Source organism: Pseudomonas sp. FA117 (genome assembly GCF_057370475.1).
Genome location: NZ_CM170675.1, coordinates 246,611 through 269,826, shown reverse-complemented (window position 1 = coordinate 269,826; position 23,216 = coordinate 246,611). Strand labels below are relative to the sequence as shown.

Here is a 23,216-nt window from a genome sequence, read left to right as displayed (position 1 = left end):
TGGCGGGCCGGCTCGTGGCCGCACGCACATCCGTCGAGAACCGATCCGTGCTCATGGCCAAAGAACTTCCCCCGATCCAGACCGGTCCACCCCGTCCCGAAGCTGCCCAGACCCTGCTCGCCCTGTTGCACGCCCAAGGGGAAGTCGCCCGCCTGAGCGAGCGCGAGCAGCTCTACAGCTCGCTGCTCGACAGCGTCAACGCCGTGCTCTGGGCCTTCGACTGGGAAACCCGCCAGGTGCTGTACGTCAGCCCCGCCTACGAACGCATCTTCGGCCGCCCCGCCAGCCTGGTGATGGCCGACTACAACGAGTGGCGCGATGCGATTCACCCGGACGATCTCGACTACGCCGAGCGCAGCCTCGCCCAGGTACTGCTGCAAGGCACCGTCGAAGATCGCGAGTACCGCATCATCAATGGTGCCGGTGAAGTGCGCTGGCTCAGCGACAAGTGCTACATCAACCAGCAGCGTGAAGGGGAGCGGGTAATCATCGTCGGTATCGCCGAAGACATCACCGAGAAGAAGCAGCTCGAGGGTGAGCTGCAGCGCCTGGCCACCACCGACGTGCTGACCCAGAGCAGCAATCGCCGGCACTTCTTCGAGTGCGCCCAGCAGGCCTTCGACCGCGCCCGCGAAGCCGACACGCCAATGGCTTTCCTGCTGCTGGATATCGACGACTTCAAGCACATCAACGACAGCTACGGGCATCCGGAAGGTGACCAGGTGCTGCAGCGCATCGCCGACAGCGGCAAGGCGGTGCTGCGCCGCGGCGATCTGTTCGGGCGTATTGGCGGCGAGGAGTTCGCCGCGGTGTTCCCCGGCTGCACGGCACAGGTCGCCGAGCAGATCGCCGAGCGCCTGCAGCGCGAGATCCAGCGCTTGAGCTTTACTTGCGGCCAGCAGACCTACGGTGTGACCGTCAGCCAGGGGCTGACCGAACTGACCGAACACGACGCCGATCTGGACAGCCTGTTCGGCCGCGCCGACGCGGCGATGTACCAGGCCAAGCGCGAGGGCAAGAACCGCATCGTCCGCGGTTAGCCTGCCCGTTGCAACCAATGGGTGTCAGGCGTTCGGTTCGCCGTCGTCGGCGGCCGCAGCCGATGCCTGCGGCCCAGGCGTCGCCACTGGCTCGACATCCTCTGCAGCCTTCACCTCGAGATCCGGCGTTTCCACCACGGCAGGCGGGGGTGGCGGCTTGCGCAGGCGGTTGAGCTCCGGCAGACCGATCTTCAGCAGGCGCGCAGTCTTGTTGCCGGCGATCTTTTCGTTGCCCTGGCTCGGCAGGGCCTGCGACAGCTGGCCGGCCAGGTTCATCGCCAGGATTTCCCGGGAATACACGCCACCACCCAGTTGATAGATCGCCGCGATCAACTCGCGCAGGTTCAACGGCAAGCGCCAGCGGGTGCGCAGGGCCGAGCCGAACGGCGCACCGAACTCATTGAGCGACAACTGCACCTGGTCCTCGTCCAGCTCGCCACCGGCCAGGCGCCACTCCTGCAGGGTACGCAGCACCGCCAGGTCGCCCAGGCAATGCAGCAGGCCGGCGCAATAGCAGAGTTCCTGGTCGAGCTTGAGCTGGCCCGCCAGTTCACGGGCAAAATTGGCGGTGTGCAGCGACAGGTCCCAGAAATGCGCGGCATGCTGCGCCAGCAGCGGATCGCTGAGGCGCGCGCTGCGCTTGAGGGTGAGGCCCTGGATCAGGTTCATGCTCTGGGTGCTGCCCAGCTTGTTCAAGGCCTGCATCAAGGTCTGCGCCGGGGCGTCACTGTGCAGCGCGGCGCTGTTGGCCGCCGCGATCAGCACGGCGACGATCTGCGGGTCGTTGCGCACGTCTTCTTCCAGCACGCGCAGGTCCAGGCCCTGGGCGTTCAGCGCACGCTTGACCGCTGCCTGCACATCGGCGAACAGCGGGCCGCCATCAGCGGTGGCGCGGCGCTGCTCGAGATAGGCCGGCAGGCTCGCGCCGGGCTGAAGCGGCGGTACGGGACACACGATCTGCTCGCCGACTTCCAGCAGCAGTTTCTCCAGACGCTTGCGCAGGTTGTCGAGGTTCAGTGGCTTGCTCAGGTAGGCGGTGGGCTGCAACGGCAGCGCCTCGCGCACACTGGCGCTGTCGCTGCGCTCGCTCATGAGGATGAACGGCAAGCCGGTTTTTTCGCTCTTGGCGCGCACCTTGCGCAGCAGTTCAAGACCGTCGAGGCCGCCCAACTCACGGGCGGCAATGATCAGATCGGGCTTTTTCGACAGCGCCGTCAGGGCCTGTTGGCCATCGGCACACTCCTCGAGGCGGGCATCGCAACGCACGCTGAGCAGCGTCTGGCGAAGCATTCCGCGCACCCAGGGATCGCTTTCGGCGATCAGCACGCGGGGCGGGAGGGGGTCTGCAGCACTCATGGGCAACTCCTGGTAATCCTTGACATGCGGCCTGAGGGCCTTCCAAGGCAAGTCCTGTCACAACGATAGCGCCCCATGCCTGGCTTGGGCATAAAAAAACCCGCCGTGGCGGGTTTTTTTCTGAAGCGCGTCACACTTTATCAGGCAAGTTCAGCGAAGCACTCTTCGATGATGGCCAGGCCTTTGTCCAGCAGGGCGTCTTCGGCGGTCAGCGGAACCAGGATCCGCAGGACGTTGCCGTAGGTGCCGCAGGACAGCAGGATCAGACCCTTGTCACGTGCCTTGGCGACCACTTGGGCGACGGCGGCAGCGTTCGGGGTGTGGGTGCCCTTCTCGAACACTTCCACAGCGATCATCGAGCCCAGGCCACGGACATCACCGATGATCGAGTGCTTCTTCTGGATCTCGCGCAGGCCGGCGGTCAGGCGCTCGCCAACGGCCTTGCTGCGGTCCAGCAGTTTCTCTTCCTCGAACACCTGGATGACGGCCAGGGCCGCGGCGCAGGCGATCGGCGAACCGGCGTAGGTGCCGCCCAGGCCGCCCGGGGCGATGGCGTCCATGTACTCGGCCTTGCCGCACACGCCGGCCAGCGGGAAACCGCCAGCGATGGACTTGGCGAAGGTGGTCAGGTCAGGCGCGACGCCCATCTGCTCCATGGCGAAGAAGGTGCCGGTACGGCCAGCGCCAGTCTGCACTTCGTCGGCGATCAGCAGGATGCCGTGCTGGTCGCACAGGGCGCGCAGACGCTGCATCAGCTCTTTCGGCGCGGGCAGGAAGCCGCCTTCGCCTTGTACGGGCTCGAGGATGATCGCAGCGATGTCGCGCGGCTCGGCGTCGTTCTTGAAGATGCGCTCGACCGACGCAATGGCGTCATCGACGCTCACGCCGTGCAGTTCGCTCGGGAACAGGGCGCGGAACACGCCGCCTGGCATCAGGCCCATGCCTGCGGAGTACGGCACGACCTTGCCGGTCAGACCCAGGGTCATCATGGTACGGCCGTGGTAGCCGCCGGTGAAGGCGATCACGCCGGCACGGCCGGTGGCGGCACGGGCGATCTTCACGGCGTTTTCAACGGCTTCGGAGCCGGTGGAAACCAGCAGGGTCTTCTTGTCGAAGTCGCCCGGGACCAGCTTGTTGATCTTCTCGCACAGCTCTACATAGGGCTCGTAGGCCAGCACCTGGAAGCAGGTGTGGCTGACCTTGGTCAGCTGCTCCTGAACGGCGGCGACCACTTTCGGGTGCAGGTGGCCGGTGTTCAGTACTGCGATGCCGCCGGCGAAGTCGATCAGTTCGCGGCCTTCAACGTCGATCACCGTGGAGTTCTTCGCCGACTCGACGAAGATCGGGTGGATCTGGCCGACGCCACGTGGGACGGCGGCGACACGGCGTTGCATCAAGGATTCGTTGGTCTTGCTCATAATGCCCTCATTCGCGCCGACTCTGACGGCGCTGTTATTCGGGGGTGGCTGGGTGTGCCTGCGAACAGTATTCGTTGATCGACTGTCACCGGCGCCCTGGCCACCAGGTACTGCATGTCAAAAAAACCAGCGAGACGTCGCTCTCGCGCCCCGCTGGCAGAGGTAAAGCCCTCAGCGCATCAGACGCTGATGCACAGGTATTTGATTTCGAGGTAGTCCTCGATGCCGTACTTGGAGCCCTCGCGGCCCAGGCCGGAGGCCTTGATACCGCCGAACGGCGCGACTTCGTTGGAGATCAGGCCGGTGTTGATACCGACCATGCCGTACTCCAGGGCCTCGGCGACGCGGAACACGCGGCTCATGTCGCGGGCATAGAAGTACGAGGCCAAGCCGAACTCGGTGTCATTGGACATGGCGATGACTTCGGCCTCATCCTTGAAGCGGAACAGCGGCGCCAGCGGGCCGAAGGTCTCTTCCTTGGCGACGGCGGCCGACTTCGGTACGTCGACCAGGATGGTCGGCTCGAAGAAGTTGCCTTCGATCAGCTTGCCACCGGACAGCACCTTGGCGCCCTTGGAGACGGCGTCCTCGATGTGCTCCTGGACCTTGGCGACCGCCTTGTTGTCGATCAGCGGGCCAGTGGTGGTGCCTTCTTCCAGACCGTTGCCGATCTTCAGCTTGCCGACCGCAGCCTTGAGCTTCTCGGCGAACGCGTCGTAGACGCCGTCCTGCACGTAGATACGGTTGGCGCAGACGCAGGTCTGGCCGTTGTTGCGGTACTTGGAGATGATCGCGCCCTCGACCGCCTTGTCCAGGTCGGCGTCGTCGAACACGATGAACGGTGCGTTGCCGCCCAGCTCCAGGGACACTTTCTTGATGTCCTTGGCGCATTCTTCCATCAGCTGGCGACCGATTTCGGTCGAACCGGTGAACGACAGCTTTCGCACCAGGGAGTTGCCGGTCAGCTCGCCGCCGACTTCACCGGCGCTGCCGGTCACGACGCTGAGCACGCCAGCCGGGATGCCGGCGCGGGTGGCCAGCTCGACCAGGGCCAGGGCCGAATACGGCGTCTGCGAAGCAGGCTTGAGCACCATGGTGCAGCCAGCGGCCAGGGCCGGGCCGGCTTTACGGGTGATCATCGCTGCCGGGAAGTTCCACGGGGTGATGGCCGCGGTGACGCCGATCGGCTGCTTGATGACGATCAGGCGCTTGTCCGGCTGATGACCCGGAATGGTGTCGCCGTAGACGCGCTTGGCTTCTTCGGCGAACCACTCGATGAACGACGCGGCGTAGGCGATCTCGCCCTTGGCTTCGGCCAGCGGCTTGCCTTGCTCGGTGGTCATCAGGCGAGCCAGGTCGTCCTGGTTCTCGATCATCAGCTCGAACCAGCGACGCAGCTTGTTCGAACGCTCCTTGGCGGTCAGTGCGCGCCAGGCCGGCAGGGCCTTGTCGGCGGCTTCGATGGCGCGGCGGGTTTCCGCAGCCCCCATCTTCGGCACGGTACCGATGACTTCGCCGGTGGCCGGGTTGGTCACCTTGATGGTCTGACCGCTGTCCGCATCCAGCCATTCACCGTTGATGAAGGCTTGCTGGCGGAACAACTGAGCGTCTTTGAGCTGCATGTCGGCTTCCCTTGACCGCACCGCGCTGGCACGGAGCGTATTGTCGATTATTGAAAGGCGCCTCTGGTGAGGCTGCCGTCAGGAATTCTGGCACCCAATCGAGCGAAGTGTTCAATATGGGCATCGAGCGTTTGAAATCTCAAACGAATGCTAAGCGTGTGCTGGGGGGTTGGACAATAGGCTGTTCGAAAAAAAGAACGAATGGTCTTTGGAAACGGTGCTGGCCTCTTCGCGGGCAAGCCCGCTCCCACAGGTTTCTTCTTACCTGTAGGAGCGGGCTTGCCCGCGAAGAGGCCAGCAAAGATTAGACGATCGAGCTGACGAAAATGTGATGCCGCTCTATCAGAAGGCCTTGTCCAGCTCGATCACCAGAGCCCGATACCCCACGCTTCCCGGCTGGCGGCTGTGCACCTTCAACTCCACCAGCACCTCCTGGGTGCCGCGGCGCACCTCGTTGAGCACCGTGGTGGTGAGCTTCTCCGGCGTCAGGTAGCCCACGGAGGCGGAATAGATGAACTGGGTGTCGGTCTCCGGCCGATACGCCACCACCGAGGTGATCGGGCTGTACCACTCGTCGCCTCGCGCCTTGCCGTATTCCCACACCTGCTCGACCGTGCCCTTGGTCTCGTCGATGCGGTACTCCACTGCCCGGCTGTAGTTGCCGCTGAGCCTGGTCGGGGCGAAGTCGCGGCCCCAGCCGTTGTCGAACACGGTCAGCGTGCCCTTGCCGGTGAGCCAGGCGGTGTGCTGCGTCCAGGACCAATCGAAGCCATCGCCGCCAGCCGGCGTCAGCACCTTGGCCTTTAGCCGTGCTGGCCAGCCCTGGGGCGAGGCGAGGATCCACTTCACCTGCTTGTCACGCCCGATCTTCACCACCCCCTGGTGACGCGCTGAAACGATGATGCTGTCGTCATCGGCGTCGTAGTCGATGGCATTGACGTGCGCCCAGTTGCGCCCGGTGCCGACCCCGGGCGTGTCGCCGAACGGCAGATCGCCTTCGGCCAGCTCGTTGGCCAGGCGCTCGTCCTGCTTCTGCACGCCTGCAGGCAACTGGATCGCCGCCTTGCCGAGGGTTTCCAGCAGGTCGCCGCGATACGGGTCGAGAATCTGGTTCAGGTCCCAGAAGTCCAGGACATCCCCCGCCTCGTCGACCTCGATGATGTGGTCGCGGATCGAGCGCACGCGCTTGCCGTCCGGGCGCCGGTAGTCGCTGGTGCCGACCCGCAGCAGGTAGGTGCCCTGGGCGGTCTCGCGGATCTCGTGGGAGAAGTCGGCGAACTTGTCCGGCAGGTTGCGCTGCCAGATGCGCCGGCCCAGCAGGTCGAACTTGGAGTAGGTCTGGCCCTGGCCCCAGATCAGCTTGCCGTCGCGGGTCTGCTGGAAACCCATGGTCCCGCCCAGGCCGTCGCGGCGATTGGAGTCGTGGATCTGCTCGATGTCCAGGTACCAGCGCACATCGCCATTGCTGTCGGCGATCCAGTTGTTGCCGACCTGGTCCCACTCGGCAGCACCGCCCAGGCCGTTCCACTTGAACGCACGGCCACCGGGAATTTCGCCCAGCAGGTGGTTGAACAGGTAAAGCCGCTTCTCGAAGCCCGGCGCCACCTTGATCGGCTCGACCAGCGGCAGCGCAGCCGTCTGCCTGGCCACCACCGGCAGGCGCACGGCCGGGGCGTAGATTTCATAACGCTCGCGAATGCGTTCGCCGTCGAGCTTGTAGCTGACTTCGACCTGGTTGACGTGATCCGGATAGAGCCCGAACACCGGGATGCCGCCGTAGGTCCACAGCGAGCGGTCCGAGACATCGTAGGCGATGTCCACCCCCCGCTCGCCACGGCCCAGCACGCGCACATGGGCGGCACTCAGGCTGCGCCCGCCGTCGCGGATGATCGCGGTCAGCGGCGCCAGGCGGTAAGGGTTGACGACGATATCACCGAGCAGGGCCTGGTCGTCGGCGGGCACCTTGGCGGTGATGCAGGCGCCTTCGGGCAGTGCGGGGGTTTCGGTCTTGGCGTTCATGGCAAAGCTCCTTGTCCTCAGAAGTCGTAGCGGGCGGTTGCGCCCACGGTGCGCGGGGTGCCGAGCACACCGGCATAGCCGCCGTTGGCGGAGTTCCACAGGCTGGTGAAATAGGTCTTGTCGCCGGCGTTCTTCACCCACAGCGACAGGTCGAGCACGCCGTCGCCCTGGTCCAGGCGCACGCCGGTCGAAAGGTTGACGATGGCGTAGCTGGGAATCTGGCCGTAGTCCGAGTCATCGATGGTGCCCACCGCATGCGAGCGGAAGGCGTAGCTGGCGGTGACATAAGGTTCGATGCGCTCGGCCAGCTGCCACTTGTACTGGGCGTTGAGGTTGGCGATGTACTTGGAGGCGCCGACCACCTGGTGACCAGACAGGTCGCAGGTGGCAGCGGCATTGACCAGGCTGACTTCCGGCGCGCACGGGGCGTCGTCGTACTCGGTGTAGCGCACGTCGTTCCACGAGCCGTTGAGGTTCAGGGTCAGGCCGCGCAATGGCACCGCGGTGGCCTCGAATTCGAAACCGCGCGAACGCACGCTGCCGGCGTTAGCCAGGTACTGCACGCGGTTGACCTGGTCGTAGACGTTCGCCTGATAGCCGTGCACCTCGGCCCAGAACAGGTTGGCATTGAGCTGCAGGCGGTTGTCGAGCAGCGTGCTCTTGACCCCGAGCTCGGCGTTGTTCACCCGTTCGGTACCGACCTGCAACGAGTCGGTGCCCAGGCGCGGTGCCGCGCCGACGGTCAGGTTCACTCCGCCGGACTTCTCGCCGTGCGACAGGCTGGCGTAGCCGAGCACCTCGTCGCTGAAGCGGTAGCTCAGGCTCAGCAGGCCCGACGGCGCAAAGCTGTACTGGCTGAGGTCGCCCGAATCGTAGGCACCCACGCGGCCCTGTCGCGCCGTCGCGGCCGCCCCGCTCACCGCGACACCGCCGAACGGATCGTCGCGGGTCACCCACGCGCTCTTCTCTTCATAGGTGCCGCGTACCCCTGCGGTGAAGTCCAGGCGCTCGGTCAGGTGCCAGGTGCCCTGGGCGAACAGCGCGTAGCTGTCGGTATCGATGTGCCCATTGCCCAGGGTGGTGACGTTGGCCAGCGCGCCGGCCGGAGTGGCGTTCCAGATATCCGCCTGTGGGCCGTAATAGGTGAACGACTTGTTGTCCAGGTCCTGCTTGAAGTAGTAGGCGCCCAGCACATAGTCGAAGAAGCCGCCGGTGGGCGAAGCCAGGCGCAGCTCCTGCGAGTACTGCTTGTCGCGCACCGATACGCCGGCGTTGTAGGCAGCGGGTACGTTGAGGCCGTCGTCGTTACGCGGAGTGAAATCCCACCAGCGGTAGGCGGTGATCGAAGTCAGGGTGAAGTCGTTGGGCAGGGTCCAGTTGGCCTCCACCGAGGAGCCGCCCTGGAACACCTTGACCATCTGGTCGGCGTCGAAGTTGACCTTGCGCTTCTTGCCCGACACCAGGGTGGCGCCGGCCTGGCTGGCCAGGCTCTCGTAGCGGTTGACGCCGTTGATGGTCGGGCCGGTGCTGTAGAGGCTGAGGATGCCGTTGTTGGAGTCCTCTTCGTTGTACTCGCCGATCCAGCGCAGGTTGAAGGTTTCGCTGGGCTTGAACAGCAGCTGGGTGCGAAAACCCTGGCGCTTGCCGCCGTTGAGGTCGTCGCCGTTGTAGAGGTTCTTCACATAACCGTCGTCCTCGGTGCGGTAGGCGCTGATGCGCCCGGCGAGGGTGTCGGTGATCGGGCCGGAGAAGCTGCCCTGGGTTTGCCAGTAGCCGTCCTCGCCCAGCGACGACTGCACGCTGCCCTCGCGCTGGAAGGTCGGCTTGCGCGTGGTGATGTTGAGCACCCCGGCCGTGGTGTTCTTGCCGAACAGCGTGCCCTGCGGGCCGCGCAGCACTTCCAGCTGGTCGACGTCGAGCAGGTCGAACACGGCCATGCCGGGGCGGCCGAGGTAGACGTTGTCCAGGTACACCCCCACGCTACCCTCCAGGCCATCGCTGGCCGGGTTGTTGCCCAGGCCGCGGATCGAGATGCTCGACTGACGGGCATGCACGTAGGCGACGTTGGTGCTGGGCACCAGTTGCTGCAGGTCCTGCACCCGGTAGATGCGCTGGGTTTCCAGGGTTTCGCTGCCCAGCACGCTGATCGGCGTGGGTACGCTCTGCGAGGTTTCCTCGCGGCGCCGGGCATTGACCGTGACGGTGCCGAGCTTGGCGTCCTGTTCGACGGCGGGCGTGGCGCCAGCAGGTGCAGGCTCGGCGAGGACATGACCGGCGGTCGCCAACAGCACACCAGCGGCCAGGGGTTGCAGGGTGAACAGCGACGCACGCGTCGGCCAACGGAAAACTCGCGACATGCAGATGCTCCTTAGGCGTGGGCCCTGGCGAGCATTTCCGTTGGCGGAATCGAATCGCGGTGAGAGGGCTTATATTCTTTTAAGAGATATAAATATTTTCATTTCATATTTTGTGGAATAAGTAACTGCCTTTATAAGGTTCACAACCCCTGTCAGCAATTGCATTTCACCGAAAGTTTCCATGTAGAAAATGCATATAGATCTCCGTCAGCTCCGTCACTTCATCGCACTGGTCGAGCACCGCAGCTTCGTCGCTGCGGCAGCCGCCGTGAATCTGTCGCAATCGGCCTTCAGCCGCAGCATCCAGACGCTGGAGCACAACATCGGCTGCCGCCTGATCGACCGGGCGAGCAAGGAGCTGGCGCCCACCCGCCAGGGCCAGTTGGTGCTGGAGCATTCGCGACGCCTGGTGCATGGCGCGCACAACCTGGTCAACGAGATCAACCAGTTCAATGGTGCAACCACCGGCATGGTGCGCTTCGGTTCGGGGCCAGCGCCGGCGGGCGGCCTGGTGCCGCGTGCCGTGGCGCGTTTCGTCAGCGAGTTTCCGGCGGCACGCACCTGCTTCCAGGTGGATAACTGGCAGGCGCTGAACCGTCGGTTGATGGCCGAGGAGATCGAGTTCTTCGTCGCCGACACCCGCCAGTTCGAAGCCGACCCGGACTACCGGGTGCACAAGCTCACACCGCAGCGCTGGTACTTCTGCTGCCGTGCCGGGCACCCGCTGACCGAGCGCCGCGAAGTGCGCGCACGCGACCTGTTCGACTACCCGATGGCCACCACCCTGCGTCCGCCGAACATCCGCAAGGTGCTCAGCGAGATGAGCGGCCGCCAGGACTTCCTGCCCAGCGTGGAGTGCGAGCATGGTTATGCACTGCTCAACGTGGTGATGCAGTCGGACACCATCGGCATCGCCTGTCGCGCCAATCTGCAGCCTTATCAGGACGAACAACGGCTGGTGGCGCTGGAACTGGTGGACCTGACGGCAGAGCAGGAGGAGGCCTGCCATACCCGCTACGGCATCGTCAGCCGGGTGGGGTATGGGTTGTCGCCGTTGGCGCAGGGCCTGGTGCGGCAGTTGATTGCGTGTGATGGGGAAGGATAGGGATTGATGGTGGCCTTTTCGCGGGCAAGTCGCAGCGGCGGTTCGCCGCTTGTACAGGCAACGCTGTAGCCCTTGTGGGAGCGGCGGTTCGGCGCTCCGACCTGCCCGCGAAAAAGCCGACACACCCGCTGCAGGATCAGCCCTTGCGCGTAGTCCGGCTCAACTGCCCATCCACCCCCACCGGCACTTCGCCGGCCAGGGTCACGCGCCGCACTATCCGTGGCTGGGTGCCGTAGTCGTCCACCGCATAGTGCTGCGTCGCACGGTTGTCCCAGATCGCCACGTCTCCCGCCTGCCATCGCCAGCGCACGGTGTTCTCCAGGCGTGTGACATGCCCCTGCAGGAGGCTGAACAGGTGGTTCGAATCGGCCTGTGAATACCCCTTGATGCGCTTGACGAAGTGCCCCAGTTGCAGCACCCGCTCACCGCTGATCGGGTGCACGCGCACCAGCGGATGCTCGGTCTCGTACACCGTCGAGGTGAACACCTTGCGGTAGCGCTCCAGCCGCTCGGGGTCCACGTCCGGCTTGGCACCGGCATAGTCGTACTCGTTGCTGTGCACGGCCCAGAGCTTGTCGGCCAGTTCACGCAGCGGCTCGGGCAGCTCCTGGTAGGCGCTGGCGGTGTTGGCCCAGACCGTGTCGCCACCCGATGCCGGGGCGACCACGCTGCGCAGGATGGAGGCCTTGGGGTAGGCATCGACGAACGTGACGTCGGTATGCCAGGAGTTGGCACGCTGGCCTTCGGCGCCATCGAGCTGCAGCAGGTAGTGGGTGCCATCGACCACCGGCACGGTGGGATGGGCGATGGGCTCGCCGAGCAGCTTGGCAAAGGCTTCCTGGCCCTGGTCGTCGAGGTGCGCCTGGTTACGGAAGAAGATCACCTTGTGCTGCACCAATGCCGCCTGGATGGCATCGACGGTAGCAGCATCCAGATCGGCAGACAGCTTGAGGTTGCGGATCTCGGCACCAATGCGGCCGGCGACCGGGTGGATGTCGAGTTCGAGGGCGTGCGGCGCGGTGGCCAGTGCGGCATTGCTCATATCGTGGTCCTCACGGTTTGAATCAGCGGGCGGCCTGGGTGGCCTGTTCCTGTTGCAGGGCGGTATCGATGAAGCGTGGGTCGATCCAGTCGGACACCTGGAAACTGCGGCGAATCAGGCGCTCCTTGGCGGCCAGGTCGACGCCCTGTTGCAGCAGGCCGACGAATTCACCATCCAGGCGCGGATCGAAGTAATGGGCGAGGTTTTCCTTGGCCAGGTCGTCGCTGAGCACGCTGCGCGGCCAGTTGGCGGTGCTCGACACCAGGTCCAGGTAGGCCTCGCGATTGTCCTCGTTGCGCAGCCAGTTCACCGCCTGCTGCTGGGTGGTCACCAGGCGCTGGACCAGGTCCGGGTACTTGCGGATGAAGTCGCCGGTGCCCAGCAGCACCGACTGGGTGCTGCCGGCTCCCTTGAGGTCGCGGGAGTTCACCGGTAGCTCGACCAGCCCGCGTTCACGCAACGACAGCAGGCTCGACAGGCCCCAGGTGGCGTCGATCTGCCTGGCGGCAAGCGCCGCATTGGACGCGTTGAAATCCAGGTTGATGACCTTCAGGTCGCGCTCCGACAAGCCCTGGCTGGCCAGGGCACTGGCGAACGACAACTGGTTGGCGGTGCCGCGGAACACTGCCACGCGCTTGCCCTTGAGGTCTTCCAGGCGGTGGATGCCAGAGCCCGGCACCACGCCCAGGTAGCTTTTCACCCCCCGCACACCCGCCGCCAGCACATGAGTGTCGAGGCCGCTGGACTTGCCGATGATCGCGGCCAGGTCGCCCAGGTAGGCAAAATCCGCCTGGCCGTTGGCCAGGGCCTCATTGACCGCAGGCCCTGCACCCTTGAAAAACCGCCAGTCGATACGAATACCGTCCTGGGCGAAAGCCTTCTCCAGCAACTGCTGGTCACGCAGCACATCGACCACACCGCCAGCGCTGGGCTTGCTGCCGGCGCTCAGGTCAGGCACGGCGATACGGATGACTTCAGGCCTGGCGCTGTCGGCGGCCTGGGCAGCCAGCGGCAGGGCGCCCAGCAGTGCGGCGAGCACAGGGGTGAACAGGTGGCGAAACGGGGTTTTCATGGCAAGGCTCCTTGGCAGGCTGCCAGCGGCGAGGGCCGGCGCTGTGGCCAGAAGCTAGGCCGGCTCGCTTGTAACCAACAAAGACCAATAGCTCATTTTCAAGTAACCAAAAGCTATAAACGAGCAAGCATGCGGTCCTGCGCGCCGCTTGCACGGGACGCATGGAAAATATGAGCAAAACGCAACGCCCTGGGGCTTCCCGATGCAAAGGATGCATGCTCTTATTTCTTGAATATCGCTATAAGCTATTTTTTATTCCTTTAGCGAATAACCTTGAAACGCTTCGGAGAGGGATCGATGAGCCAGAGCACGACAGCGTTGGGCCAGAACCGCTGGCACGGGCTATTCGCCGCACCACGCAACAGCTATGTGGAGGGCGCCCTACCCTGGGTGATCCCGATCGCATTGGCATTGCTGTGGTGGGTGGCCAGCCAGCGCCACTGGATGAGCGAGCAGATCCTGCCCGCCCCGTCATTGGTCTGGCAGACGGCGCTGGAATATGGCTCGGGCGAGCTCTGGGGGCACCTGTGGATAAGTCTGCAGCGTCTGTTCTGGGGGTTGCTCGCAGGCATCAGCAGCGGCCTGCTGCTGGGCACCTGGCTTGGTGGCTCGCGCCGAGCTCAAACCCTGGTGCTGCCGACCTTCATCGCCCTGGCGCAGATTCCGACCCTGGCCTGGATCCCGCTGTTCATGCTGTTCTTCGGCATCGGCGAATGGCTCAAGCTGGTGGTGCTGATCAAGGCTGTGGTGGTGCCGGTCACCCTGCACACACTGGTCGGTGTCCGCGACGCCCAGCCCCGGCTGCGCGAAGCCGCAGCGGTGCTGCGCCTGCCACCCCACCTGCTGTTCCTGCGTCTTTTGCTGCCGGCCGCCCTGCCCGCGTTCCTGGCTGGCGTACGCCTGGCCCTGGCCACCGGCTGGACCTCTTTGCTGGCGGTGGAGCTGCTCGCCTCCAGCGAAGGCATCGGCTACCTGATGGTCTGGGGTCGCCAGTTGTTCATGCTCGACCTGGTGTTTCTCTGCATCCTGCTGATCGGCGTGGTCGGTGCCGGCATGGAGCGCGGTTTCACGCACCTGGAGCGCCGGCTGCTGTACTGGCCGCAGCCGGCTACCGGCGAACAGCGGCGCAGTGACGTGCCACGCGGCTGGCAGGGCCTGCTGCTGCCACTGGGGCTGCTCACGCTATGGCAGGCCAGCAACAGCTTTGGCTGGGTCGACAGCAACATTCTCACCTCGCCTCTGCAGGTGCTCGACAGTCTGGTCGGCGGCGTGCTCGACGGCTCGCTGCCCGAAGCCATGGCGCGCAGCCTGCAACGCACCTTGCTCGGGCTGTTGCTCGGCGGTGGTGCCGGGTTCGTGGTCGGGCTGCTGCTGGGGCTCTCGCGCGCCAGCGAGCGGCTGTTCGGGCCAAGCCTGTCGGCATTGCGCCAGGTCGCGCTGTTCGCCTGGGTGCCGCTGCTCACCGCCTGGTTCGGCCTGGGCGAAGGCTCGAAGCTGGTGTTCGTCGGCCTGGCGGCCTTCTTCCCGCTGCTGATCGCCACCCAGCGCGGCATCGCCAGCCTGTCGCCGCAGCTGGCAGAAGCCGCCCGCACATTGCGTCTGAGCCTGGTGCAGCGCTTGATTTTGCTGGTACTGCCCGGCGCCGCCCCGGCCATCTTCGCCGGCCTGCGCCTGTCGCTGATCTACGCCTGGCTGGGCACCATCGGTGCCGAATACTTCATGCCCTCCGATGGCGGTATCGCCAGCCTCATGCTCGGCGCCCAGCAGCTGTTTCGCATGGACCAGGTGATGGCCGCCATGGTGCTGATCGGCCTGGTCGGCGCCCTGCTCGGCAACCTTGGACAACGCCTCGAATCGCGCGCCACGCGCTGGAGAACTGCATGAACGCCTTCAACACCTCGGCCCTGCACGCGGCCAACCAAGCCGATGCCACCCCTCCGTTGGTCAGCTTCGACAACGTCGGCAAGGTCTTCAGCGTCGACGGCCAGCCGTTCGAGGCCATCCGTGGTTTCGACCTGTCGATCAACGAGGGCGAATTCATCGCCATCGTCGGCGCCTCGGGCTGCGGCAAATCCACGCTGCTGCGCCTGCTGGTGGGGCTGGACAGCGACTTCAGCGGCAGCATCCGCATCGATGGCCAGCCGCTGACCGGCATCGGCGGCGAGCGCGGCATCGTCTTCCAGGAACACCGTCTGTTCCCCTGGCTGAGCGTCGAGCAGAACATCGCCCTGGGCCTGGTCAACGAAGCGCTGAGCCAGGGTGAACGGGCGCGCAAGGTGCATGAGTTCGTGCAGTTGGTGGGGCTGGTGGGGTTCGAGTCGGCTTACCCGCACCAGCTTTCCGGTGGCATGGCCCAGCGCGTGGCAATCGCCCGCGGGTTGGTGGCGAACCCGCGCATCCTGTTGCTGGACGAACCATTCGGCGCACTGGACGCGCTGACCCGCCAGCAACTGCAGGATGAACTGCTGGCGATCCGAGCGCGATCGGGGGTGACCGTGCTGCTGGTCACCCACGATGCCGAGGAAGCCACCTACCTGGCAGACCGGGTCGTGATCCTCGAACCGCGCCCCGGGCGGATCAAGGCGGTGGTCGAGGTCGGGCTGCCGCACCCGCGGCTGCGTAGCGGCGTAGCGCTGCACGCCTTGCGCGAGAAGGTGCTGCAGCAGATCACCGGCCTCGACCAGGCGCCCAGGCCGCAGGCGCAAAGGGTCGAAGGCCTGCGACCGGAGCTCATTGCCCTGTAGCCCATTGCGCGGCCGGGAAGAAGCGCTCGACCAGCGGCTCGTGTCCGACCCGTTCGAGATAGGCCTCACGATCGAAGGCAAGGCCGGTGCGCAGGTCGTGCACCGGCTCGTTCCCGGGCTTTTCCACCTCGCGCAGGCGCACCTTGACGAAGTGATAGCGCTCGCCACGCACCTGGCGAACGCTTTCTATCCGGAAGAAATGCCCCGGTGGATAGACTACCTCGGCTTCCGACGGCTGCAGCGACATGGGTGCGATCGGCTTGCCGCTGCGCATGCCCTTGCCGACCAGTTCGTAGACCACCGAGGTTTCGTTGAACACCGACTCGATACTGTCTTCTGCGGTGGTCATGGCCGGTGCGACGAAGGTGCGTAGCACATAAGGATTTTCGGTGAACGAGGTGATGTCGGTGCTGACCAGCACGTCGCCTGGGTTGAGGTCGCCATTGCGGTAGTGCACCCCGCCTGTCAGGCGGTAGTTGCTGCCGCCGCGCCACAGTCGCACGGCATCGCTCGACGGCAGTTCCTCGAGGCTGTCGAACAGCCGTTGCAGATAGCCGAGGGTGTCGCCGTCGCCTTCACCGATGCTGCCGCTGAGGCCATGTCGGAAGAGGTTGTTGACCTGGGACATTTCGCTGCTGTAGATGCGCAGCAGCTGGCTGGAATATTCGTCACCTTCACGCCAGGTGTAGTGCCGCCTGCCATCGCGCTCGATGCATTCGTAGCCCAGCTCGTCATGCTGCAGCGGTGCCCCCGGCTCGATGCTCGGCAGCTCGGCCATGGCGAGGGTCGCCCGCTGCGTTTCGAGCAGGGTCTGCGACATCTCCCATGACAACTGCAGGTTGTCGCGCATGTAGACATCCCAGAACCCGGACGCCAACTGCTCCATGCCGTCGGTCAGGACCCCGGATGGCTGAGGCACGTCGAACAGTTGCCAGCTGCCTTCCTCGGCCAGCCGCACAGGGTAGGTCGGCAGGAAAGCAAAGGGGTCGTCGTCGTCCACCGCCAGCCAGCCGTCGGTCTCAGGGCTGTAGCGCACACGCAGGGTCTGGTCCTGCAATTCGATCCAGGTAGCGCCCTGCTCGTCGAGGTTGACGTTGCGCAGCAGACCCTCGGTCTCGCCGGGCTCATCGAGGATGCGGTTGTCGTCCAGGTCCTCCAGCTCGTCGGCCATGCCCTCGACCGGCATCCAGGTCGAGGGTTGCGCCAGGCGCTCGTGGGGCGGAGCACGGAAGGTCAGCGAGCGCGCGCCGAGCCCGACATCGATGATGGAGAACACCACCACTACCGCATCGGCGATCACCGAGAGGATCGTGCCTTGTCGCTCCTGCGTCGTATGGGCACTGGCCAGGGCCTGGGCGTCCAGCACCAGCCGCGCCACTCCAGCCGCGAGCACTGCGAGCCCCAGCGGCCAGGCCGCTGGGGCTACCGGCGTCACGACCTGCAGGAACGCGCCCAGGTAGCCGCGCCAGAGCGCTTTGCGCAGGTCATGATTACTGATGAGGGCCTGCTGGCTGACCTCGAGATCGGCCCTGGCCCAGGCCTGCAGTTCGGCAAACAGGTCACCCTGCAGCAACGTGCCGGAACCGAAGGGCCAACGTGGCGAATCCGCCTGGCCACTGCGTTCGCGCAACCTGAGCAGCGCCTCGCGACGTTCGGCAGCGGTGGAGCGCTCGTCGACCCGGTACAACGCCTGCAGCCAGTCCTGTGCAAGCGGCGCTGCCAGTTGCTCATGCACCCAGGCCACCAGTGCCGCGCGGCTGTCGAATGCCCGTGGCGGCCAGTGCGTCGCCGGGCAGTAGAGCACCACCCGTCCGTCGGCGGCGGTGAGCGTGAGCAGGTGTCCGCCACCCTCGACGAGGTAGTGGCGAACGACAAAGGCGGCGCTGTCCAAGGGTTTGAGCAGATCGGCCATAGTCACCGGGGCTTCACTGCGCAAGCCCAGGTAGGCGCGCAGGCGTCGTCGGTCGATCGCCTGCAACGCGCCCTCGGTGGCGGCGGTTTCGATGGCGGCCAGCAGACGCACACGCGCCAGCAGCGGGAAGTCACGCCCCTGTTCCAGCCAGAACTGCGCGCTGCGCTGCCTGACCAGCGCGGCAAAATCCATCGCCCACAGGTCGTCCATGACTTTTTGCGCGTCGAGTTGCACCTCGTTGTGCGCGCCGTACTGTGACACCCCTGCCCCGCGGGTGTAGAACCCGCCGTAGAGTGGCAGGACATCCGGCGCCTGCTGGAAACCGCCGTCGAAGCGCTGGATCAGCAGGTCGGTGAAACGCACCGATTGCCGCGGTGGCCCGGAATGACGCCAGCCGGTGAAGGTCGGCGCACCGACTGCGGTGTCGAAGACATTCCACCATACCCGGTCGGGATCGAGCGCCCTGCCGGTATGGCGCCGCAGGTAATCGGCGGCAGTGCGCCGGGCCAGGGTGTAGAGGTCGGGCCAGTGTTCCAGGTAGGCACGGGCTTTTTCGGTAACGGCGCGTGCATCCTTGAGCACGGCCAGGCTGGACGCATAGTGTTGCCTGTCGATCGGCATGCTGAAGCTCCTGATGGTCGGAGCGACAATGGGATGCCTTGCTGCCCATCGGCAGGTGGTAACAACGTCTGCCTCGCTGTCAGGGCGACAACGTCTTCAAATAGGACCAGGGGAACACTCCCCGGTCGTGCCCATCGCTGAACACCAGTTGCACGCCGTAGCCCTGCAGTTCGATGCGCTCGATGCGCACGTCCTGGGCGACCACGCTGATCTGCCCGCGTATGCGCGCAGCGCGGCACCGCGAGCAGGGGCAGGCACCGCGCAACCGGGCATGGCTGAGCACCTGGTGGCCATCGGGCCAGTCCAGCCTCAGCTCGCCCTGCTCGCGGGCGTTGACCACTGCGCGCGGCACCGACATCAGCGCGCCTCCTGCAGCTGCACCAGGGCGATGCGCACGGCCTTGCGCACTTCCGGGTCGGCGTCTGTCTCGGCAGTGCGCAGGCTGGGCAGCGCGCGGGCATCCCCCAGCTCACCCAGCGCCAGCGCCGCCTCCTTGCGCAGGTTGGCTATCGGGTGCCCGAGCAAGGCCGCCAGGCCTTCCAGCGCCGGGCGGTAGCGCAGGCGACCAAGCGCGCGGGCGGCACGCAGGCGTACCTGCCAGTAGGTATCGTCGAGCGCGGCGACCAGTGCATCGCCGGCACCGATCTGGCCCACTTTGCCCAAGGTGGTGGCGGCCTCTTCGCGGACCTGCCAGGCCCGGTCAGCCAGCGCCTCGACCAGCGCAGGCAACACCCGGTCGTCGCGCGCCAGCCCCAAGGCACCAATCGCAGCTCGCCGCACCTCGGTGTCAGGCTCATCCCCCGCCAGCTGCGCCAGCTTCGGCAGGGCCGGCTCATGCCTGAGCCAGCCAAGAATACCCACGGCCTCGCGACGCACCGCCGCCTCGGGATCCTGCAGCGCCAGCAAGGCAGGCGCTGCGGCCTCTTCCAGGCGCAGCTCGCGCAAGGCCCTCAGGGCACTGGCACGCACGAAGGGCTCGGCGTGGTGGGCCCAGGGCAGGATCAACAGCCCGGCTTCGTGGGTCTTCAGCTCACTCAAGCTCTGCGCCGCCGCCAGGCGCACCGGTTCGGCGGCATCGGCCAGCGCCGCGCACAGGGCCTGCACCACTTCGGGCGCTTCCCAGGCTTCCAGCAAGCGCGCAGCTTCTGCGCGCACCTCGGGGCTGCCGTCGACCAGCAACGCATCGGTGAGCCACGGCAGGCCGTCAGGGTCTTCGAGGTCAGCCAGTTCGATCAGGGCGATACGGCGCACCGCCTCATCGCCGTCAGCCAGGCGCGGCAGCAGGTCGTGAATGTCGGGGTTGTCGGTGGTTCGGTCGGTCATAGGGCGATCCGTAGCGGTGGGTGGTCATTGTCGGGCAGGCCGAGGGGAGTCAGGCGCGGCAGTTCGCGGCCTTCCTCGTGGCGCAGCAGGGCCAGGCAGTGACGCTTGAGGTGGGTGAACGCCGGGCTGGTCAACAGGCTGGCGCGGCGTGGACGCGGGAATTCCAGGCGCAGGTCTTCGATGAAGCGCCCGGGGCGGGGGCTCATCACCAACACGCGGTCGGCGAGGAACAGTGCCTCGTCGATGTCGTGGGTGACGAACACCACGGTGGTGCGGATGCGCGTCCAGATGTCCAGCAGCAGCTCCTGCATGCGCGCGCGGGTCTGCGCGTCGAGGGCGCCGAAGGGTTCGTCCATCAGCAACAGGCGCGGGCGGTTGATCAGCACCCGGGCGATTTCCGCGCGTTGCTGCATGCCGCCCGACAACTGGCTTGGCCAGCGCTCGGCGAAGTCGGCCAGCCCCACCAGGTGCAGCAGTTCGTAGGCCCGGCGGTGGCGCTCGGGCTTGCCCTGGCCCTGCATCTTCAGGCCGAAGGCGACGTTGTCGAGCACGCTGCGCCAGGGCAGCAGGGTGTGGTGCTGGAACACCATGCCGCGCTCCGGCGATGGCCCGTCCATGACCTGGCCGTCCACCCGCAATTGGCCGCTGGCGGGCGTCAGGTGTCCGGCCAGGGCGCCGAGCAAGGTCGACTTGCCGCAGCCCGAGGGGCCAAGAATGCAGACGAACTCGCCCGGGGCGATGGCCAGGTCCAGCGCCTGCACCGCCTCGAAGGCTTCGCGCCCCTGACCCAGGCGGATCGACAGCCCCTGCGCCTCGACGCGCCCTGGCTCCGGCGCCTGTCGATAACTGCTCATCATGCAGCCCTCCGGGCGCGGTACCAGGGCGTGGCCAGCGCACCGAGACGCTTGACCAAGGCACTGCTGCCCATGCCGAGCACGCCGATCAGCAGCATGCCGACGATGATGTCCGGGTAGTTCTGCAAGGTGTAGGACTCCCAGGTGTAATAGCCGATGCCGAACTGCCCGGAGATCATCTCGGCGGTGACCAGGCAGAACCACGAGGTGCCCATGCCGATGGCCAGGCCCGTAACGATGCTCGGCAACGCACCGGGCAGCACCACCTCACGCAGGATCGCCCGGCGCCCGGCACCGAGGCTGCGCGCCGAGGCGACCAGCCGTGGGTCGACCGCCTCGACGCCGTGCACGGTGTTGAGCAGGATCGGGAACAGTGCGCCGGTGAAGGTGATGAACACCATCGACAGCTCCGACGATGGAAACATCAGGATCGCCAGGGGAATCCACGCCACCGCCGGAATCGGCCGCAGCACCTCCAGCGGCGGCAGCAGGGTGTCTTCGGCCCACCTGGAGCGGCCGATCAGCAACCCCAGCAGTACCCCCAGGACGGCGGCAGCCAGGTAGCCCGCGAACACCCGCGAAAGGCTGCTGACCAGGTGCGCCAGCAGCGCGTTGGAGGCCAGCAGCTGCCAGGCCGCATCGAGCACCGCGCCGGGCGTCGGCACGTAGGTGAAGGTGAACAGGCCGAAGTTCAGCTTGTGGCTGGCCGCCACCTGCCAGAACAGCAGGCAGGCCAGCAGCGAAGCCAGGCGCAGCGGCCAGCGCGCGAGGGAACGGCTCATGTGGATTCTCCCGGCCCGTCACTCAGCGCTGGGCGACCAGCTTGCGATTGGCGTCACCAAAGTCCAGCGCTTCACCGCCATGGGCCTTGGCGTACTGTTCGGCCTGGTCCTTGAGCAGGAAGGCCGACAGCTCACCCTTGGCGTTGCGCACGAACCAGGCCTGGTTGGCCAGCAGCTTGATACCGCTGTCGGCGGCCTGGGCGTAGATCGCGCGGATATCCTTGCCTTCCTGCTCCAGCTGGGCCAGGGCACTGAGCGCCGCCTCCGGCGAAGCGTAGTGACGCACCTTGTCCTCGCCGCGCACCCAGATCTGCGCCAGGCGGCTGAAGTCGGTGATCGGCTTGCCGGTCAGGGCGTCGTTGGCATTGAGCGGCGACGGGGCGTAGTTCTTGAGTGCCTTGTCGTAGTCCAGGCCGGCCTGCTTGAAGGCGGCGCGGATGTACTGGTCGTCGATGAAGCGGTCGGTGTCCAGGCCGCGATCGGTCTTCTTCAACAGCTTGAGGGTGTCGATCGAGGTGGCGATGGCCTGGCGGTACTCGGGTTTCCAGGTCAGGTCGCGGGTCTGCAGGCCGAGCGGGCCGTGGAACAGGTAATTGACCTCGGCCTCGATGCCGGTGACCTTCTCGATCAGCTCGCTGTACTTCTCCGGTTCGGCCGCGATCAGGCGATCGGCTTCAAGGCTGGCGCGCAGGTAGGCGGTGACCACCTCCGGGTATTTCTTCGCGTAGTCGGCATCGACCAGCGCACCGTGGAAGGTCGGCGCGTTGGCCTGGGAGCCGTCGTAGATCTTGCGGGCGAAGCCACGGTTGGGGAACAACTCGGCGAAGGGCACGAAATCGGCGTGGGCTTCGATGCGGTTGCTGCGCAGGGCGGAACCGGCGATTTCCGGGGCCTGGGCGATGATCCGCACATCCTTCTGCGGGTCCCAGCCCTGGGCGGCGATGGCACGCAGCAGCATACCGTGGGCAGTGGAGGCGAAGGGCACGGAGATGGTCTGGCCCTTCAGCTCGGCCAGCGACTGCACGCTGGAGGCAGCGGGCACCACAATGCCGTTGCCGCTGCCGTGCACGCTGCCCGACAGTACGCTGATGAACAGGCTGCGCTTGCCGGCGTCGAGGTGGGCAACGCCGTTGAACGAACCGGGGAAGTCGGCCATGGCGCCGAAGTCGAGCTTGCCGGCGACCATCTCGTTGGTCAGCGGCGCGCCGCTGGTGAAGTTCTTCCATTCGACCTGGTAGGTCGCGTCCTTGTACTTGCCGTCATGCGGCAGGTATTTCTCCAACAGGCCCAGCTCACGGATCAGCAGACCGCCGGTGGCGCAGTTGATGGTGGTGTCCTGGGTGCCGATGGCCACACGGATGGTTTCGGCGCTGGCGTTCAGGCCAGTGATCGCCAGCGCGAGGCCGGCCACGGTTGCTGCAAGGCGCATGGGTGTTTCCCCTCGAATCGTCTAGGTATTGGAATCGTCTCCGCCGCCCTGTCTGGGTGGTGGGAAACGAGGGGCATCGCAAAGGGGCGTCCGGTGGTTCGCCGGATGGCGGGGTTTCTTTCAGCGCAGCAGGTAGGGGATATCCACCTTCACGGCGCCGGTGGGGCAATCTTTTTCGCAGGGCATGCAGTACCAGCACTCGTCGAAGGCCATGTAGGCCTTCTGCGTGGCCGGGTTGATGGCCAGCAGGTCCATCGGGCAGACCTCGACGCAGACGGTGCAGCCTTTTTCGGCGATGCACTTGTCTTCGTCGATGGTGACCGGAGCGCTGCTGCGAAAGAAGATTTCCTGGGGTTGGTAGGCCATTTCACGGGGTCCTCGGGGCCTTGGGCCCTCTATCTCTGTAACGGTGTCCACGCCCCCCTGTAGGAGCGGGGCTTGCCCGCGAAGAAGTCACTGGGGTGTATGGCCAGGGCTTCGCCCTGGTTCGCGGGCAAGCCCGCTCCTACAGGGTTTGCGG

General features: G+C 65.9%; 18 protein-coding genes. 4 read left to right on the top strand and 14 right to left on the bottom strand.

Going from position 1 to position 23,216, the window contains the following annotated elements; all coding sequences use genetic code 11:
- Window positions 1–53 precede the first annotated feature (53 nt).
- Window positions 54–1,040 (top strand): GGDEF domain-containing protein, encoded by a 987-nt coding sequence (locus AC1TXO_RS01295; RefSeq protein ID WP_486404711.1) that lies wholly within the window; start codon window positions 54–56, stop codon window positions 1,038–1,040.
- Between the two features lie 24 nt (window positions 1,041–1,064).
- On the opposite strand, the gene AC1TXO_RS01290 is transcribed toward AC1TXO_RS01295, so the two are convergent.
- From AC1TXO_RS01290 to AC1TXO_RS01270, 5 genes are all read right to left on the bottom strand, one after another.
- Window positions 1,065–2,396, bottom strand: coding sequence for an HDOD domain-containing protein (locus AC1TXO_RS01290; protein ID WP_486404710.1), 1,332 nt, complete (start codon window positions 2,394–2,396; stop codon window positions 1,065–1,067).
- Window positions 2,397–2,536: 140 nt separating this feature from the next.
- A complete protein-coding gene (gabT, locus tag AC1TXO_RS01285) occupies window positions 2,537–3,814 on the bottom strand; it encodes a 4-aminobutyrate--2-oxoglutarate transaminase (RefSeq protein ID WP_054891644.1) in 1,278 nt (425 codons plus the stop codon).
- 179 nt (window positions 3,815–3,993) lie between these two features.
- A complete protein-coding gene (gabD, locus tag AC1TXO_RS01280; RefSeq protein WP_402759506.1) occupies window positions 3,994–5,436 on the bottom strand; it encodes an NADP-dependent succinate-semialdehyde dehydrogenase in 1,443 nt (480 codons plus the stop codon).
- 342 nt (window positions 5,437–5,778) lie between these two features.
- Window positions 5,779–7,455: an aryl-sulfate sulfotransferase gene (locus AC1TXO_RS01275; RefSeq protein ID WP_486404709.1), complete on the bottom strand. Its 1,677-nt coding sequence runs from the start codon at window positions 7,453–7,455 to the stop codon at window positions 5,779–5,781.
- A 17-nt stretch (window positions 7,456–7,472) separates the two neighbouring features.
- On the bottom strand, window positions 7,473–9,812 hold the full coding sequence (locus tag AC1TXO_RS01270) for a TonB-dependent receptor (protein WP_486404708.1): 2,340 nt from the start codon (window positions 9,810–9,812) through the stop codon (window positions 7,473–7,475).
- A gap of 190 nt (window positions 9,813–10,002) precedes the next feature.
- Here AC1TXO_RS01270 and AC1TXO_RS01265 point away from each other — a divergent pair, with 190 nt between their 5' ends.
- Entirely contained in the window at window positions 10,003–10,917 is a 915-nt protein-coding gene (locus tag AC1TXO_RS01265; RefSeq protein ID WP_486404707.1) for a LysR family transcriptional regulator, read from the top strand.
- A gap of 136 nt (window positions 10,918–11,053) precedes the next feature.
- Here the strand turns inward: AC1TXO_RS01265 and AC1TXO_RS01260 are convergent, their stop codons facing one another.
- Together AC1TXO_RS01260 and AC1TXO_RS01255 are read right to left on the bottom strand one after the other, a co-directional pair.
- Window positions 11,054–11,959 carry a TauD/TfdA dioxygenase family protein gene (locus AC1TXO_RS01260; protein WP_486404706.1) on the bottom strand — a complete coding sequence of 302 codons (906 nt, stop codon included), beginning with the start codon at window positions 11,957–11,959 and terminating at the stop codon, window positions 11,054–11,056.
- A 22-nt stretch (window positions 11,960–11,981) separates the two neighbouring features.
- Window positions 11,982–13,031 (bottom strand): ABC transporter substrate-binding protein, encoded by a 1,050-nt coding sequence (locus tag AC1TXO_RS01255; protein ID WP_486404705.1) that lies wholly within the window; start codon window positions 13,029–13,031, stop codon window positions 11,982–11,984.
- A 297-nt stretch (window positions 13,032–13,328) separates the two neighbouring features.
- Here AC1TXO_RS01255 and AC1TXO_RS01250 point away from each other — a divergent pair, with 297 nt between their 5' ends.
- Together AC1TXO_RS01250 and AC1TXO_RS01245 are read left to right on the top strand one after the other, a co-directional pair.
- On the top strand, window positions 13,329–14,915 hold the full coding sequence (locus AC1TXO_RS01250; RefSeq protein ID WP_486404704.1) for an ABC transporter permease: 1,587 nt from the start codon (window positions 13,329–13,331) through the stop codon (window positions 14,913–14,915).
- Entirely contained in the window at window positions 14,912–15,775 is an 864-nt protein-coding gene (locus tag AC1TXO_RS01245) for an ABC transporter ATP-binding protein (protein WP_486404703.1), read from the top strand. Before AC1TXO_RS01250 ends, AC1TXO_RS01245 begins: the two co-directional genes overlap by 4 nt.
- Here the strand turns inward: AC1TXO_RS01245 and AC1TXO_RS01240 are convergent.
- The 7 genes from AC1TXO_RS01240 to AC1TXO_RS01210 form a co-directional block, all read right to left on the bottom strand.
- On the bottom strand, window positions 15,762–18,308 hold the full coding sequence (locus tag AC1TXO_RS01240; RefSeq protein WP_486404702.1) for a dermonecrotic toxin domain-containing protein: 2,547 nt from the start codon (window positions 18,306–18,308) through the stop codon (window positions 15,762–15,764). The genes AC1TXO_RS01245 and AC1TXO_RS01240 overlap by 14 nt on opposite strands.
- Before the next feature lie 79 nt (window positions 18,309–18,387).
- Complete coding sequence (locus tag AC1TXO_RS01235; RefSeq protein ID WP_486404701.1) at window positions 18,388–18,666, bottom strand: gamma-butyrobetaine hydroxylase-like domain-containing protein; 279 nt, start codon at window positions 18,664–18,666, stop codon at window positions 18,388–18,390.
- Entirely contained in the window at window positions 18,666–19,631 is a 966-nt protein-coding gene (locus AC1TXO_RS01230) for a HEAT repeat domain-containing protein (protein WP_486404700.1), read from the bottom strand. Before AC1TXO_RS01230 ends, AC1TXO_RS01235 begins: the two co-directional genes overlap by 1 nt.
- On the bottom strand, window positions 19,628–20,485 hold the full coding sequence (locus tag AC1TXO_RS01225; RefSeq protein ID WP_486406772.1) for an ABC transporter ATP-binding protein: 858 nt from the start codon (window positions 20,483–20,485) through the stop codon (window positions 19,628–19,630). Before AC1TXO_RS01225 ends, AC1TXO_RS01230 begins: the two co-directional genes overlap by 4 nt.
- Entirely contained in the window at window positions 20,485–21,267 is a 783-nt protein-coding gene (locus tag AC1TXO_RS01220; RefSeq protein ID WP_486404699.1) for an ABC transporter permease, read from the bottom strand. Before AC1TXO_RS01220 ends, AC1TXO_RS01225 begins: the two co-directional genes overlap by 1 nt.
- A gap of 22 nt (window positions 21,268–21,289) precedes the next feature.
- Complete coding sequence (locus tag AC1TXO_RS01215; RefSeq protein WP_486404698.1) at window positions 21,290–22,696, bottom strand: ABC transporter substrate-binding protein; 1,407 nt, start codon at window positions 22,694–22,696, stop codon at window positions 21,290–21,292.
- Between the two features lie 120 nt (window positions 22,697–22,816).
- On the bottom strand, window positions 22,817–23,062 hold the full coding sequence (locus AC1TXO_RS01210; RefSeq protein ID WP_008096634.1) for a 4Fe-4S dicluster domain-containing protein: 246 nt from the start codon (window positions 23,060–23,062) through the stop codon (window positions 22,817–22,819).
- Between the last annotated feature and the right edge of the window lie 154 nt (window positions 23,063–23,216).